This window comes from Cupriavidus metallidurans CH34 (assembly GCF_000196015.1).
In the GTDB taxonomy this organism is placed as follows: Bacteria; Pseudomonadota; Gammaproteobacteria; order Burkholderiales; family Burkholderiaceae; genus Cupriavidus; species Cupriavidus metallidurans.
This window is the reverse complement of record NC_007971.2, coordinates 81,658-95,831: the sequence shown is the minus strand read 5'-3', so window position 1 is coordinate 95,831 and position 14,174 is coordinate 81,658. Positions and strand designations below refer to the sequence as shown.

The 14,174-nt window shown below is 59.8% G+C and carries 13 protein-coding genes; 7 read left to right on the top strand and 6 right to left on the bottom strand.

The genetic code is table 11. The annotated features are described in order from the left end of the window. Window positions 1-39 precede the first annotated feature (39 nt). The 4 genes from RMET_RS30170 to RMET_RS33240 all read left to right on the top strand — a co-directional run bounded on the left by RMET_RS30170 (window position 40) and on the right by RMET_RS33240 (window position 3,680). Window positions 40-1,647, top strand: a complete 1,608-nt coding sequence (locus RMET_RS30170; RefSeq protein ID WP_008650720.1) for a glycosyltransferase family 39 protein — start codon at window positions 40-42, stop codon at window positions 1,645-1,647. Continuing rightward, window positions 1,644-2,027, top strand: a complete 384-nt coding sequence (locus RMET_RS30165; protein WP_008650722.1) for a GtrA family protein — start codon at window positions 1,644-1,646, stop codon at window positions 2,025-2,027. Before RMET_RS30170 ends, RMET_RS30165 begins: the two co-directional genes overlap by 4 nt. After that, window positions 2,024-3,145 carry a glycosyltransferase family 2 protein gene (locus RMET_RS30160; protein WP_008650723.1) on the top strand — a complete coding sequence of 374 codons (1,122 nt, stop codon included), beginning with the start codon at window positions 2,024-2,026 and terminating at the stop codon, window positions 3,143-3,145. The genes RMET_RS30165 and RMET_RS30160 overlap by 4 nt, the downstream gene beginning before the upstream one ends. A 232-nt stretch (window positions 3,146-3,377) precedes the next feature. Then, entirely contained in the window at window positions 3,378-3,680 is a 303-nt protein-coding gene (locus RMET_RS33240) for a zinc ribbon domain-containing protein (protein ID WP_008650724.1), read from the top strand. 57 nt (window positions 3,681-3,737) lie between these two features. Here the strand turns inward: RMET_RS33240 and RMET_RS30150 are convergent, their stop codons facing one another. Both RMET_RS30150 and flgB read right to left on the bottom strand, forming a co-directional pair. Further along, entirely contained in the window at window positions 3,738-6,227 is a 2,490-nt protein-coding gene (locus tag RMET_RS30150) for a heavy metal translocating P-type ATPase (RefSeq protein WP_011514822.1), read from the bottom strand. Window positions 6,228-6,726: 499 nt separating this feature from the next. Next, window positions 6,727-7,149 (bottom strand): flagellar basal body rod protein FlgB, encoded by a 423-nt coding sequence (flgB, locus tag RMET_RS30145; RefSeq protein WP_008650726.1) that lies wholly within the window; start codon window positions 7,147-7,149, stop codon window positions 6,727-6,729. A 284-nt stretch (window positions 7,150-7,433) separates the two neighbouring features. On the opposite strand from flgB, the gene RMET_RS30135 reads away from it, so the two are divergent. The 3 genes from RMET_RS30135 to RMET_RS30125 all read left to right on the top strand — a co-directional run bounded on the left by RMET_RS30135 (window position 7,434) and on the right by RMET_RS30125 (window position 10,265). Continuing rightward, window positions 7,434-8,620, top strand: a protein-coding gene (locus tag RMET_RS30135; protein ID WP_085960481.1) for an IS3-like element ISRme13 family transposase whose coding sequence is annotated in 2 segments (ribosomal slippage) — window positions 7,434-7,689 and window positions 7,689-8,620 — 1,188 coding nt in all. Because the reading frame shifts where the segments join, the coding sequence is not laid out codon by codon here. 116 nt (window positions 8,621-8,736) lie between these two features. Continuing rightward, window positions 8,737-9,804 carry a porin gene (locus RMET_RS30130; protein ID WP_011229350.1) on the top strand — a complete coding sequence of 356 codons (1,068 nt, stop codon included), beginning with the start codon at window positions 8,737-8,739 and terminating at the stop codon, window positions 9,802-9,804. Between the two features lie 182 nt (window positions 9,805-9,986). Beyond that, window positions 9,987-10,265 carry a hypothetical protein gene (locus RMET_RS30125; RefSeq protein WP_008646716.1) on the top strand — a complete coding sequence of 93 codons (279 nt, stop codon included), beginning with the start codon at window positions 9,987-9,989 and terminating at the stop codon, window positions 10,263-10,265. Window positions 10,266-10,563: 298 nt separating this feature from the next. On the opposite strand, the gene czcE is transcribed toward RMET_RS30125, so the two are convergent. The 4 genes from czcE to RMET_RS30105 form a co-directional block, all read right to left on the bottom strand. Next, window positions 10,564-10,965, bottom strand: coding sequence for a copper-binding periplasmic protein CzcE (gene czcE, locus RMET_RS30120; protein WP_011514820.1), 402 nt, complete (start codon window positions 10,963-10,965; stop codon window positions 10,564-10,566). A gap of 108 nt (window positions 10,966-11,073) precedes the next feature. Continuing rightward, window positions 11,074-12,504: a sensor histidine kinase CzcS gene (czcS, locus tag RMET_RS30115; protein WP_011229349.1), complete on the bottom strand. Its 1,431-nt coding sequence runs from the start codon at window positions 12,502-12,504 to the stop codon at window positions 11,074-11,076. Between the two features lie 4 nt (window positions 12,505-12,508). After that, complete coding sequence (gene czcR, locus RMET_RS30110; protein WP_011229348.1) at window positions 12,509-13,186, bottom strand: heavy metal homeostasis two-component system response regulator CzcR; 678 nt, start codon at window positions 13,184-13,186, stop codon at window positions 12,509-12,511. Between the two features lies 1 nt (window position 13,187). Then, window positions 13,188-14,138, bottom strand: coding sequence for a cation diffusion facilitator family transporter (locus RMET_RS30105; protein WP_004635344.1), 951 nt, complete (start codon window positions 14,136-14,138; stop codon window positions 13,188-13,190). Window positions 14,139-14,174: the final 36 nt, after the last annotated feature.

The window sequence follows — 14,174 nt, the reverse complement described above, 5'->3', positions numbered from 1 at the left end:
CACACCTGGACGGGCAGTCTCTTGAAGCGACAGATTTTCATGGCTTTGACCATCGCACTCACGGTGGTCCTCTGGATGTCCACGCTATCCGTGCGTCCCCTCTATGAACCCGACGAGGGTCGTTACGCCGAGGTTCCGCGCGAGATGTTCGTCTCCGGCGATTGGGTCACGCCGCGGTTGAACGGCATCAAGTTCTTCGACAAGCCGCCCCTGCAGTATTGGGCGACCGCCAGCGCCTATACGCTCTTCGGGCCGTCCGAGTGGACAGCAAGGATCTGGAGTGCGCTTGTGGGACTGCTGGGCGCACTCGCCGCATGGTGGGCGGCGCGATCGCTCTATGACACGCGCATAGGCCTCGCCTCAGCGCTGGTGCTCATCGGCGCTCCCCTCTGGATTCTCGGCTCGAATCTGACAACAACAGACATTGGTGTCGGCGCACTGCTCGGCAGTGCCGCTCTCGTTTTCGCCGTGGCCTACCAGAATCGGGAACCTCGCTTATACCCCCTGATCTGGTTGTTGGTCGGTCTGGCATTTCTTGCCAAAGGCCTGATTGCCCTGGTACTGCCAGGAATCACGCTGCTGCTATACGGGGCGGTCACTCGACAATTTTCCGCATTTTTTAGCGCGAGATTCTGGCGCTGGAGCCTGCTTGCGGTGGCCATCACCATGCCTTGGTTTGTCGTGGTGTCCCAGCGCAACCCCGAATTTCTGAATTACTTCTTCATCCACGAACACTTCGCGAGATTCTCGTCCTCGGTTCACGAGCGGGACAAGCCATTCTGGTTCTTCCTGGCCGTTGGTGCGGCAGGCGTCCTGCCGTTCATGGGCTTGATTCCCCGTGCTATCGCACTCCGCTCTCGCAGCGCACAGGCAACGCCTGGCTTCGACGCACGACTGTTTCTGTCGCTGTGGGTAGTCGTTGTCATTGCCTTCTTTTCGATTTCGCGCTCGAAGCTGCCGCTCTATATCCTGCCCGCCTTACCACCGGTGGCCGTCTTGCTCGCGTACAGATCCATGACTGCAGCCCGCCCCACACTGGCGGCAAGCTTTCTTGCCATGCCTGTGCTCGGCGTTGCCATCGCCGTGCTGCTATGGCATCCGACAATGTCGAATGCGGTACTGAAGCTCAATATCAGCAATCCGGCCTCATTGCATACCTGGGGCGCCATCACGATGGGCATTCTGGTCATCGGTGGCTTCCTGGCCTTTGGGATCGCCCTGCGCGGCCACAGGCTCTGCGCGGTTGCCGTCGCTTCGCTGGCGACGCTGGCCAGCCTTCAGGCTGGCTTGATGGCGTCTCGGGCGTTTGGGTCCCTCTCCATCAAACCACTTGGCTTGGAAGCCAAGGCGGCGTCCCGCGACAACACACAACTGTTCAACGTGGGCCAGATTGACCGAGGTCTGGCGTTTTACGCCGAACGAGAACCGATCATTGTCGGGGCCAGATCCGAGCTGGATCTCGGCTTCTCGGTCGAGCCCGACAAGTGGATTGCTAATGAAGAAGCTTTTGCGCAGCGATGGCTGACCCCTGGTCACAAGCTCGCGGTCATGCGGCACGAGACGTTTCATCGACTGAGACCGCTGCTCGGCGGCAACACAACTGTGATCGGACGACATGGCGTCAACGTTCTGGTGCAAAAACCATGAACATCCCATCACGATTTGTACGGTTTCTGGGCGCGGGGGCGACGGCAACCGCTACACACTACGCAACACTGATCACGCTGGTCGGTTTCGGGGTTGCAGCGCTACCGGCGTCTGCCGCCGGCAGTGTTGCAGGCCTTCTGACGCACTACTGCATCAGCAGCCGATGGGTGTTCACACCAGTCCGACCACAACGCGCCACTTTCGGACGGTTCATTCTCGTTTCCGCGCTGGCGTTCTTTCTTAACTCACTTCTGATGTGGGCTGGACTAGCATTGGGGCTTCACTACCTGGTTGCTCAAATCCTCTCGACAATTTTCGTCATGTTGGTCAACTACGTACTCCATGCAAATTGGACGTTCATGAATGGAGCGATGCGATGAATGCCGCCAGCCTGCTGCCAGAGAAGATCTCGGTCGTCGTACCGCTCTTCAATGAAGAAGCTGTCCTGCCACAGTTTCACTTTCGGCTTCTCCGCGTGATGGATGGATTGGCATCGGACTACGAGATTATCTACGTGGACGATGGCAGCCGCGATCGATCACTGGCGGTTGCACACAATCTCAAGGCGGCCGAAGCGCGCGTCGGCATTGTCGAGCTGAGTCGCAACTTCGGCAAGGAAGCCGCGCTAACGGCGGGCCTCGACGTGGCAAGCGGCGACGCCGTTGTGATCATCGACGCCGATCTGCAGGATCCGCCCGAACTGATTCCGTCGTTGATCGAGAAATGGCGCGAGGGGTTCGACGTGGTGTACGCCACGCGCACTTCCCGGGATGGCGAATCGTTCCTCAAGAAGTTCACCGCGCACTGGTTTTACCGCCTGATGGGCAAGCTCAGCGATACGGAGATTCCGGCCGACACCGGCGACTTCCGCGTCATGAGCCGTCGTGCCGTTGCCGCACTCGGACAACTCCGGGAGCAGCACCGCTTCATGAAGGGGCTGTATGCCTGGATAGGATTCCGGCAGACGGCCGTCTTGTATCGGCGTGACGCGCGGGCATCCGGGACGACCAAGTTCAACTACCGCAAGCTGTTGCGTTTTGCCGTGGATGGCATCACTGCCTTTTCCACCGTGCCGCTCAAGTTTGCAACCTCGATCGGCCTGCTTGTTGCCGTTCCCGCCTTTGGCATGGCCGCCTTCATCGTTGGCAAGACGCTGCTCTACGGCGACCCCGTACACGGCTACCCATCCATGATGACCGCCCTGCTTCTGCTGGGCGGCCTGCAACTGGTTTTCCTAGGCGTGCTCGGGGAATATGTTGGGCGTCTGTTCAATGAAGTCAAGCGGCGGCCGGTGTATCTGGTGGCAAGCTATACGGCGCCGATCGGCCCCGGCACCCCCACCGCTGAGCCGGGGCAGGTGGCCGCAGCGACACGGGGTGGCACCCCGCCTGCAGCAATCTTTCACGCACCCGGATGCCCGGAAGGCAAAGCTCCTGGCCTCCCCGAGGCTCCTCAGCGGGATGCCATCCTCACGGAAACCCTTGCGCCAAGCCGATAGACAGCCCGCCTTCCATGCGCTCTCACGACATGGCCAGCAACTATCGGGATCATGACGTTTTCGAAAGAAAGAGCCTCGTATTCAACTTATTCCGTTCTTCGCATCCACCGACCATTGACCCTGTAGTCACTACAGACTATTTACTACAGGCATTGGCTGACGCGTAGCAGCGCAAGTCGTCGCAGCACCCGACACCACGGGGCCGCAGCGACGATCCATCCACTTAGGAGGAATGATGGGTTTCTTGGAAAGGCTCATGGGCCGTCACAGCGGCGGTCATCACGGCGGCGGAAGTGAGCACGGTCGTCGAGGAGGTCATCATGATGGTGGCGGCAGCTACGGCTATGGGAATCCTTTGCCACCACAAAGCCCCGCCGGCGTCCACTGCCCCAACTGCGGCACGGTGAGCGCCCAGGGCGCGCGCTTCTGCCAGCAATGCGGCAGTTCACTGGCTCCGGCGCCGTGCAGTCGATGCGGCACCTTACTCCCACGCGACGCAAAGTTCTGTGGAAGTTGCGGCAATGCCGCCAAATGAGTCGGCGGCCATAGCTGCCGCCGCATCTGGCATCGCCATCATTGCGGCCGGGGCCCGTCATGGGGATTTGTCGCGATAGGCTAGCAGTCGAAGCGCATTGAACACGACGATCAGCGTCGACCCCTCATGCATGGCCACGGCGGGCCCGATACCGAGGCCGAGGATCGTGGCTGGCAGAAGGAACGCCACGACGCCGAGGCTGATATACACGTTCTGAAGGATGATGGCCCGCGTATGTCGGCTTAAACCGACCACAAAAGGTAGGTGTTGGAGGTCGTCGGCCATCAGCGCAACATCCGCCGTTTCCAGTGCCACATCTGAACCTGCCGCACCCATTGCGATGCCCACCGTGGCGTTGGCCATTGCCGGCGCGTCGTTGACGCCGTCGCCGACCATGGCCACTTTGGCTTCCGCGCGCAACGTCTGGATGGCTTTGACCTTGTCCTCAGGCATCAGATCGCCCCAGGCTTCATCGATACCTACGTCCTTGGCGACGGCTTCGGCTGCGCGCTGGTGATCGCCGGAGATCATGATCATGCGTGTGATACCCAGCCTGCGCAGTGCCTCGAGGGCAGCGCGCGCCGAGGCGCGCGGCGTGTCCATCAGCCCAATGGCGCCGAGGTCCCGATCTCCCTGCCTGACGATCATTGTCGTGCGGCCAGTGCTGCGCAGCGTCTGCACTGCGCTCGCCATCGATTCGCTAAGCGGTGCAATCCCGTCGGCGCCGAACATGTCAGGCTTGCCAATCCAGACGGTCTTACCGCACAACGTCGCCGTGACCCCGCGTCCGGTCAAGCTTTGGAGATGAGACGCTTCCGGGATGGAACTGCCTTCCAGGCGCTTGCGGCCATCGCGGGCAATGGCCGCAGCCAACGGGTGGTCGCTGAGCGACTCCACGGCGACCGCTACGCTCAACAATTCCGCTTCAGCTACTCCTTCGGCGACCATCACATCGGTAATACGGGGGCGCCCCTCCGTCAGCGTCCCCGTCTTATCGAATGCAATGGCTTTCAGTGAACCCAGGTTTTCGAGCGGCGCCCCGCCCTTGATCAGTACACCCCCTCTAGCGGCGCGCGCTACCCCCGACAGCACCGCGCTCGGTGTCGCGATGGCGAGCGCGCATGGGCTGGCGGCAACCAGCACCGCCATGGCGCGGTAGAAGGTCGCACTGAACGGCTCATTGATCACTAGCCCTGCAAACAGCAGCAATACCGCCAGCACAAGCACTGCAGGAACAAAGATCCGTTCGAACTTCTCAGTGAACCGCTGGCTCGGTGACTTTTGCGCTTCGGCCTCGTTGACCATCTTGACGACTTTCGCCAGGGCGCTGTCCGTGGAAAGGCGCGTCACTTCCACTTCAATGGCGCCGGCGCCATTGATGGTTCCGGCGAACACGCGGGACACGGCCCCTACGGCATCGGGCTTCCTCCTGGCTGCGGCGGCGTCATCCACGGGCTGCTTGTCGACCGGGATGCTTTCGCCAGTAACCGGCGCTTGATTGACTGCGGAAGCCCCCTTTACCAGAAAACCATCGGCGGGGAGGCGTTCGTTCGGCCGAACCACCACCACATCCCCCACCTGCAATTCCTCGACGGGGACCTCTCGTACCTCGCCTTCACGCCGCACACTTGCTGTAGCCGGTGCGAGCGCCGCCAACGCTTCGATCGCCCGCTTGGCGCGCCCCATGGCGTAGTGTTCGAGCCCGTGGCCGAGACTGAACAAAAAGAGAAGTAGCGCGCCTTCCGCCCAAGCGCCTAACGCCGCCGCCCCTGCGGCGGCTACCAGCATCAGTGTGTCGATTTCGAACTTCTTTAGCCGGAGGTTCTCTATCGCTTCCCGAACGGTATAGAAACCACCAAAAAAATACGCGCCGACAAAGAAGGCAACCGGAATCCATGCTGGCAGGCTGCCGAACAGCTTACCAACGGCAAATCCGAGACCAAGCAAGGCCCCACAGATCAGGGAGAAGATTAGCTCAGTATTCGGGCCAAACACGCTGCCGTGTGCGTGGGCCTCATGCCCCTCGCCTTCCCCATGTGCATGATCCTTGACGCCTTCGCGGTGTTCATGGTCTGCATGACCGCTCTTCCGGGCACCGATCTCAACCGGCGCGAGCCCGCGTTTTGACAGGGCCTGCTCGATCCCTGCCGCGGAGATCCGATCGTTGTCGAATTCGACGCGCGCTATGCCGGAGGCGCTGACTTCGGCCTCGATGACGCCGGGCAAGGCCCGCAGTTGGCTAGCTACGGTTCGCGCTCGTCGTTCGTGCCAGACGCCCTTCAATTGCCAAAGCACATGACCAAACCGCGACGAAATCACCGCACCCGTGCTTGTCACCAGCTCCCGGATGCGGGCAAGGGAAATCGCTGCGGGATCGTAGTGGACACATATCTGTGAATCGCTATCAACATTTGCAGTTTTTATATGCGCCGCCTCGACGCCCTCTTTCCCTCTCAGTTCGGACAGCAACCGTTCTACACAGGGATCAGAGGAATCGGGAAGGCCAGGAAGCAAGACAGGAATGTCCAGGCGCAGCTTTTCGGTCATTGTCGCGGGCTCCAGTCAGTCTGAATCGGCATTCACGCCGTTGCACACTATTAGCAACTAGTGTGCCCCGCATTGCAACAACAAAGCTCAACGAGTCAGCGCCCCAATGCCCCGCCGTAATGCGTTGGTAATGTGCCCGCAATCTGAGCGTACTATCTTGCGGATGACAGGATCCTCATGTCATCCGTCCAGGAACCATACAGATGATTAGCGCCGTCGCATGCTCTGCCTTGCTGGCCTACGCTTTGCCGGCTCCTGCGACCGGTGATCGACTCAGCGAGAAGCCGACCCAGTGGCACACCCTCGCCATTGGACATTCAGACACGGGATACGCCTCCCGCGACCAACGGGTTGCCTGGGCGGCCAACCCGCGACATCGCACAGCCAAACATCCGTCGAAGCAGGAATCCGCAGCGAGCACACCGGAGCCGTCTTCCAGAGACGCGTCCAGCGCTGTCGCCGCACCCAAGCCGCCCTGCCAGTAGTCGCGGTTTCCCCGCTAGGGCCGCATGTCCTGGTAGAGCTTGAGCATGTCCTTGTACTCGTCGGCAGTCTTTTGAATGGAGAACCGCATCCGCAGCGCGTTCTCTGCAAACGCCACACGCTCGACGTCCATCTCCACGGTGTTGCCGTCCATACTCGACTGCAGGGGGACGCGATACATCAGATCCTCTTCCAGCGCGGGCTTGCTTGCCTCGATGTGTCGCGGCGAAGTCATGGTCATGCCCGCAAAATTCTGGCCACTGCCCATCACCCTATCCAACTCGGCGCTGAAGTCGATATCGCGCGCCTTGTAGTTCGGCGTATCCGCATTTGCAATATTTGCAGACAGCAGCTCGAACCTCCGTGTGCGAAGTCGCAGCGCTTGCTCATGAACGCTGTCTTCGCTACGCGCCCATTTTGCGACGTATGGCGTGTCCATCCTTACTCTCCAACTAGATCGGAACCCGCAGCGTATTGCAAAGGCAGTCGATCTTGCTTCGAGAGAAGCGACCTCTTTTCGTGAGTTTCCCATTACCGGCCCGCAATGTTCGCGCGCACACAGGTTGACGCGTCCGCGCGAAAGCCATGTCAATCCACATAACCCCGGTACGTTCCACCTTGTCGTCATCACGCGACGAAGTGACCCCACGTAATTACTTCGCTGAGCTTGCCCCCGCAAAACGAATCCCTTGCTGAGGTTAAACTGAAGCAAGGAGAGATGTGATGACAAGCAAGACAAAGCGGGCGCAGTACACGCTGGAATTCAAGCTGGAAGCGGTACGGCTGGTGAAGAGCGGGCAGAGCATGGCAGTGGTTAGCGCGACCCTGGGCATCAGAGCGCAGACGCTGCATAACTGGGTCAAGGCGGAGCGGGAAGGCAAGCTGACTGGTGCGGGTATGAAGCCGGTCAGCCCGGAGCAGATGGAGCTGGCCCGGCTTCGGGCGGAGGTGGCGCGCTTGAAGATGGAGCGCGATATTTTAAAAAAAGCCGCAGCATACTTTGCGAAGGAGTCGGTGTGAGGTATGCGTTCATCGAGCGAAACCGACGTTACTGGCCGGTCTCGGTCCTGTGTGAGCTGTTAGGGGTCAGCCCCAGCGGCTATCACCAGCGCAAGCAACGCACAGTAAGCACCGACAGGCCAGATAGAGGCCGACTCAGTGACGATGCCTTGTTGGCCCACATCAAGGCGATTCACGCCGGGGTCAAGGGGGAGTACGGCTGGCCGCGCATGTGGAAGGAACTGCTGGCGCGTGGGGTGCGGGTGGGCAAGGAGCGTGTTCGCAAGCTGATGGCGCTGCACGGCATCCGTGCCCGCCACAAGCGCAAGTACATCGCGACAACCAACTCGAACCACGATTTGCCGGTGGCCCCCAATCTGCTGCAACGCGACTTTAGCCCAGCAGCACCCAATCAAGTCTGGACGAGCGACATAACCTATGTGGCGACCGCCGAAGGCTGGCTCTACCTGGTGGTCATCATCGACCTGTTCAGCCGGCAGGTGGTTGGCTGGTCGATGCAACCACACATGAAGGCCGAATTGGTCACGGACGCGCTGCGCATGGCCTGGTTCCGGCGCCGCCCGGAAGCCGGTGTGATTGTGCACACCGACCGGGGAAGCCAGTATTGCAGCCATCTGTTTCAAGACGCCCTGAAGGCGTATGGCATGCGCTCGTCAATGAGCCGCAGGGGCGATTGCTGGGACAACGCGCCGACTGAGAGTCTGTGGGGGTCGTTGAAGGTCGCTCGCCTGCACGGTCGCCAGTTCGCTACCCGCCGCGCCGCAATGGACGAGGTAATTGACTGGCTTGGCTTTTATAATGCCAGCCGACTCCACTCGACGCTGGGCTACGTCAGCCCCATGACGTTCGAGAAAAACTGGTCCGCAGCTCAGCAACACCGGGCTGCCTAATTCCCTCGGTTATGGGATTCGTGGAACAGGGGCAAGGTCACGCAATCTGACCGTCATCTGCAGATTTCTATACTCGCCCCCACCAAATTAATTTCGGGTCTTAATGAGGAGAATCCATGAAGATTAGTCGCATTGCCGTCGCATCCCTCGGTCTGTTCGCTACAACCGCATTCGCTCAATCGAGCGTCACGCTGTATGGTGTGGCCGACGCGGGTATCGAGTATCTGAGCAACGTCCCATCGGCTTCGCCCGGTGGCTCGAACCAGGTTCGCATGACCTCCGGCAACATGTCGACGTCGCGTTGGGGCCTGCGTGGCGTCGAAGACCTTGGCGGCGGTCTGAAAGCCATCTTCGAATTGGAAAGCGGCATTTCGTTCGACACCGGCGCACAGAACAACAGCACCCGTCTTTTTGATCGTAGTGCCTTCGTAGGATTGGGTAGCAAATATGGTCAACTGACGTTGGGTCGTCAAACGACACCAATGTATGACACCACGCTGCAACTCGACCCGATGGGCTTCGCGCCGCGCTACTCGCTCTTCAAGATGGATGACGTCTTGGCGGGTCGCGCTGACAATGCTATCAAGTACCGTGGCATCTTCAGTGGCCTGACGGTCACCGGCCTCTACAGCTTTAGCCGCACCGGCGGCGGCGAAGTGCCGGGGAACTACAAGGTCGATCGAAACATGGGCGTATCGCTCATGTATGAAACCGGCGCCCTCGCTGTCGGCGCGGTGTACGACGAGATCCAGGGCAGCACCGTCGCCACGGCCGACCGCAAGGACCGCCGCGCTCTAATTGGCGCGAGCTACGCTTTCGGACCGGCTAAGGCATTTATTGGTTATCGCTGGTACAACGGCAATGTCGGTGCGCTGCCGACGAACGGTTCTAACATTTACTGGGCCGGCCTGCGCTATGGCCTGACGCCCGCACTGACGCTGACCGGCGCCGCCTACTACACGGACAGCCGCAATTCTGGCGCAGACCCGTTCCTGTTCGTTGCCTCGGCAGATTACGCTTTCTCGAAGCGTACCGATGTGTATATGAACGTCGGTTATGCACTGAACCGCGGCAACTCGCAGCTGGGCATGAACGGCTACAACTCGACGACCGGCAGCCCGACCAACGTTGTCCCTGGCAAGGATCAGACCGGCGTCGTCGTAGGCGTACGCCACAAGTTCTGAGCGAGCTCAAAAGAATCGACACTTTCTTGTTAATTCAAGAGAGTTTGTGCCTCCCAACCGGGAGGCATTTTTTTATGACAGGATCGTAATACGCGGGTAATTCAGTGGAGCAGGTCCGGTAGCTAGACTGTGAACACGGTGAGCGATTAGAGACTCACAAACATTGACTCCGGAGAGATTCCATGAAGACGATTCACACTGCCCTGATTGCTGCTGCCCTCACGATTGCTGCCGCCGGCTCCGCCATCGCTGCTACCCCTGATGGCCAGATCCACCGTCCCCGCGACCCCTACACCGACGGCGGACGCGCCGCAGTCAACGACATTTACGCCGGCGGTGCACGCATCGACAAGCGCGACGTGTTCACCGACGGCGCACGCCTCGGCCAGCGTGACGTATTTACCGACGGCTCGCGTATTGGGCCGCGTGATGTGTTCACCGATGGCGCACGCGGAATTTGACGCAAGCCGTCCCTGAAACTCAGACCGACCTCTGTGGGGGAGCCAGGCACCCGTCAGTTGCTTGGCTCTTGGTGCTCTTTCGCTTTATCCCGATGGCGAAAGCTTCCGAAGCTTGCCCTCCCCGGAGGGCAAGCTTTTTTTCCCTCCATCGGCGTCAATCCGGTGCCGTTCATGATGCGGTGGCGCGTGCTACAACTTCCCATCGCCTCGTGTATTGCTAAGCGGCAGAACCGACGCCAATGACGATGAAAAAGGCCCCGCATTGTGCGGGGCCTGTAGTTCACCGGTTCAGCAACGTTCAGCCACCTGTGAAGAGGTCGCTTCTATCAATATAGACGCGCACGCCAGCGCTACCCGGCAGATCCGGCATCAACAAGCCAAGGTCCACACTCGTATCCCTGACCATCTGGGCGAAGGTCCATGCGACGATCTTCTCGCCGGCCCGAAACGCCACCGTCTCGCCAGAGTCCACGTTGACATACCGCATCCCTGGCTTCACGTCGATAATGCGACTGGCCTGAGATTGGCCGGCTGGATCGCCATACAAGGTCGCGTGACGCTTCGCCATCGCCTGCGCCGTCGCCGTCGACGCAGGCACGCCCGGTTTCAACCCGGTCATTTCCAAAGCATACGAAGCCGACATCCCACCCAACAGCAACGCCGCAAACAGCAAGGCGTGTTTCTTCGTTTTCATAGTCATCTCCTTTCTAGAGACTTCGTTGATCTATGAAAACGAGTGTATAAATTGTACGCATGCTGCAGCCTTGCCCGGCGATTACAAATAGGCAATCGGGCTCATTGCACCACTCTACCCAACGACTGGTCGGTCCTGACTCGGCCTACCCACCGAAACCCGCGCTGAGGCTTCAGCACCGTTGAGCGGGAAGCGCAATGTAAAGCGTGTCTTCCCATCCAAGCCGCTCACGGCTGACGCGTCGCCGCCATGGAGCTCCATGATCGACAGGACGATGGCCAGGCCCAGCCCCGTGGACTGTGACGAGTTGGATCTCGCCCTATCCCCACGGAAGAACCGATCAAAGATGAGGGAAAGTTCCCGCTCCGGGATTGGGTCTCCAACGTTCGTGATGTCGATGCAACAATGTGCCGCTTCGCGGCGCACCACCAGATCTATCATCGAATTCGGCCACGCATGACGGACCGCATTTGACAGAACATTGTTGATCGCACGCTGGAACAGAATGGCATCAGCGACCAGGGTGGCATCCCCGCTTACCCTGATTACGACGCTTCGCTCCTCTGCAAGCACCGAAAAGTAGGCGGACAACTTGCGAAGTTCTGCATTCAACTGGAGTTCCGTCAACTCGAGCGCCACATTGGCACTGTCAGCTCGCGCGAGGAACAACATCGCATCGATCATCCTCGCAAGTCGCTGGTATTCGACCAGGCTTTCCTCCACCAAGGCGACATACTCGGGCCCGGTGCGGTCTCGTGACAAGGCGACCTCGGCATGTCCAATGAGGTTGTTAAGCGGCGTGCGCAAATCATGGGCAAGATCGGCGGAGAACCGCGACAGCTTCTGATAACCATCCTCGAGGCGTTGCAGCATCGCATTGAACGCAGAGGCGATATCACGCACTTCGGTGGGCTTGGGTGGCATGTCCACCCGGTAGCTCAGCCGTTCCACACTGATCCGGTTGATCTGCTTGATAAGTACGTGCGCCGGCTCCAGCTCACGGCGCGTAATGGCCGCCCCCACCAGGGCCGTCAATATCACACCGACGGTGGTACCAAGCACGAGCGTCGTCCGGAATCGCGCAGTCACCTGCTTCCTGTCCTCGCCAGACTTCGCCACGAACACCGTCGCCCGCGTACCGTCTCGCCCCAACACCGCATCGGCGGACTGGAACATGAGCGATGACTTTCCCGTGACCGCCGCTTGGTCAGTGCCTTCCAGCAATGCATCGTTGCCCGTGCGAAACAAAAGCCGGCCATCCAGCGCCGTGACGCGAACGATGAGGTCCGAGTAACCTCGCACCAGATCATCGAAGCGATGCTGCGCCGCCGGGACGCCCTGCACCCCGTCCACCTCGCGCAAGAAATGCTCGACCTGTTCGAGTTTTCCCTTTACAACCTCATCGTCTCTGGCCTCGAGTTGCGCGGCGAGCGAGTAGTAAGCAAAGGCGCCCATGCTGGCCAGCGCGATAGACAGTACCAATGCAAAGAAGAGCCCAAGCCGCCTCGTCAGTGACAGCGGGGTTATCGAAGTCCCGGGCCTCATTCCGTCACCGGCCGCGCTCTGGGTCGAGGACATAGCCCATTCCCCGTACGGTATGGATCAGCTTTTGATCGAAGGGATCATCCACCTTGGATCTCAGGCGCCGGATCGCGACGTCAACGACATTGGTATCCGTGTCGAAGTTGACGCCCCAGACCTGGGACGCGATCGTGGTTCGCGACAGCACCTCCCCTCTCCGGCGCATGAGCAGGTGCAACAGCGAGAACTCCTGATTCGTCAATTCAATGCGGGTAGTTCCCCGGAATACCCGCCTTCCAAGCACGTCGATGTCCAGATCGGCAATGCGCAATCGCTCGGACTCCTTCGAGGTGCTTTGGCGCAAGCAACGCCGGATACGGGCAAGGAGCTCGGCAAAGGCGAAGGGCTTGACCAGGTAATCGTCTGCCCCCAACTCGAAGCCTCTGACACGATCCGCCACATCATCCAGCGCCGTCAGAAACAGTACGGGTGTCTCGGACTTGGATCGAATGGACTTGATGACCGTCCACCCGTCCATACCTGGCAGCATGACGTCCAGGATGATGACGTCGTAGTCGGTCTCTTCCGCCATGTGGAGCCCATCGCCACCATTGTTCGCGATGTCGACCACGAAACCCGACTCCGACAATCCCTTCTGCAAATACTCCGCAGTACGCGGTTCGTCTTCTACAACAAGTACCCGCACCTTAGTTTCCTCCTGCAGCAAGCGACTTCGATCCGACCAGTGCTGGCGATGCATTGAAATGCTGAGCTGCATCCGCTTGTTCGCATGGTGCCAGTTCGAACTGAATGGTCACGTGCGTGATATCGAATTTGTCAGCCAGCATCTGCTTCAATTCCGGTAGCACTTCCATTTCCGGGTTGACGGCCGTGTCATTCACGACATGAACCGTCAAGCTCGCCTTGCCGCTGGTAAGTGCCCAGATGTGGAGGTCATGGAAGCTTTTTACCCCGGGCGTCGCCAGAATTTGCTTCTCAACCTCTGCCAGATCCACGTCATCGGGTACGCCTTCGAGCAGCACATTCAGGCTCGACTTCAGCAGGATCCACGTGCGAGGCAGTACCCAGAGGCCGATCAGCACCGCAATGGCGGAGTCGACCCACGCCCAGCCCGTGAAGCGGATGATGATCGCACCGGCGATGACGCCAACCGACCCGAGCAGATCGCTCCAGACTTCCAGATAAGCACCCTTCACGTTCAGGCTGCTGCTTTGCCCGGAGGACAGCATGCGCATGCTGATGAGATTGATGATCAGGCCCAGCACAGCCACGACGAACATGCCGGTTGACTCAATCTGAGGTGGCGATTTCAGCCGCAGGTAGGCTTCGTACAGGATGTAGATAGCCACACCGAACAGCAGCAATGCGTTAAAGGCCGCGGCAAGAATCTCAAAACGGTAGTAGCCAAATGTCCGCTTCTTGTCCGCGGGTCGCTTGGCGATCGCAATAGCAGCCAGTGCGATGGCCAGTGCGACGGTGTCCGTGAGCATGTGCGCGGCGTCGGAGATCAACGCCAGGCTCTTCGTCATGACACCACCGACCACTTCGGCAATCAGGAACGTACCGGTCAGCGCAAGGGCGATCTTGAGCGATCGCTCGTTGCCACCGGGATGGTCGTGTGAGTGACCTGCGCCCATAGAAACTCCTATAAAAATTGGGCGGTACGATGACCG

What these genes read in the sequence shown, in the direction of transcription:
- RMET_RS30170 (WP_008650720.1), top strand. Translation starts at nt 40, where the DNA reads ATGGCTTTGACCATCGCACTCACGGTGGTCCTCTGGATGTCCACGCTA.
- RMET_RS30165 (WP_008650722.1), top strand. Translation starts at nt 1,644, where the DNA reads ATGAACATCCCATCACGATTTGTACGGTTTCTGGGCGCGGGGGCGACG.
- RMET_RS30160 (WP_008650723.1), top strand. Translation starts at nt 2,024, where the DNA reads ATGAATGCCGCCAGCCTGCTGCCAGAGAAGATCTCGGTCGTCGTACCG.
- RMET_RS33240 (WP_008650724.1), top strand. Translation starts at nt 3,378, where the DNA reads ATGATGGGTTTCTTGGAAAGGCTCATGGGCCGTCACAGCGGCGGTCAT.
- RMET_RS30150 (WP_011514822.1), bottom strand. Translation starts at nt 6,227, where the DNA reads ATGACCGAAAAGCTGCGCCTGGACATTCCTGTCTTGCTTCCTGGCCTT.
- flgB (WP_008650726.1), bottom strand. Translation starts at nt 7,149, where the DNA reads ATGGACACGCCATACGTCGCAAAATGGGCGCGTAGCGAAGACAGCGTT.
- RMET_RS30130 (WP_011229350.1), top strand. Translation starts at nt 8,737, where the DNA reads ATGAAGATTAGTCGCATTGCCGTCGCATCCCTCGGTCTGTTCGCTACA.
- RMET_RS30125 (WP_008646716.1), top strand. Translation starts at nt 9,987, where the DNA reads ATGAAGACGATTCACACTGCCCTGATTGCTGCTGCCCTCACGATTGCT.
- czcE (WP_011514820.1), bottom strand. Translation starts at nt 10,965, where the DNA reads ATGACTATGAAAACGAAGAAACACGCCTTGCTGTTTGCGGCGTTGCTG.
- czcS (WP_011229349.1), bottom strand. Translation starts at nt 12,504, where the DNA reads ATGAGGCCCGGGACTTCGATAACCCCGCTGTCACTGACGAGGCGGCTT.
- RMET_RS30105 (WP_004635344.1), bottom strand. Translation starts at nt 14,138, where the DNA reads ATGGGCGCAGGTCACTCACACGACCATCCCGGTGGCAACGAGCGATCG.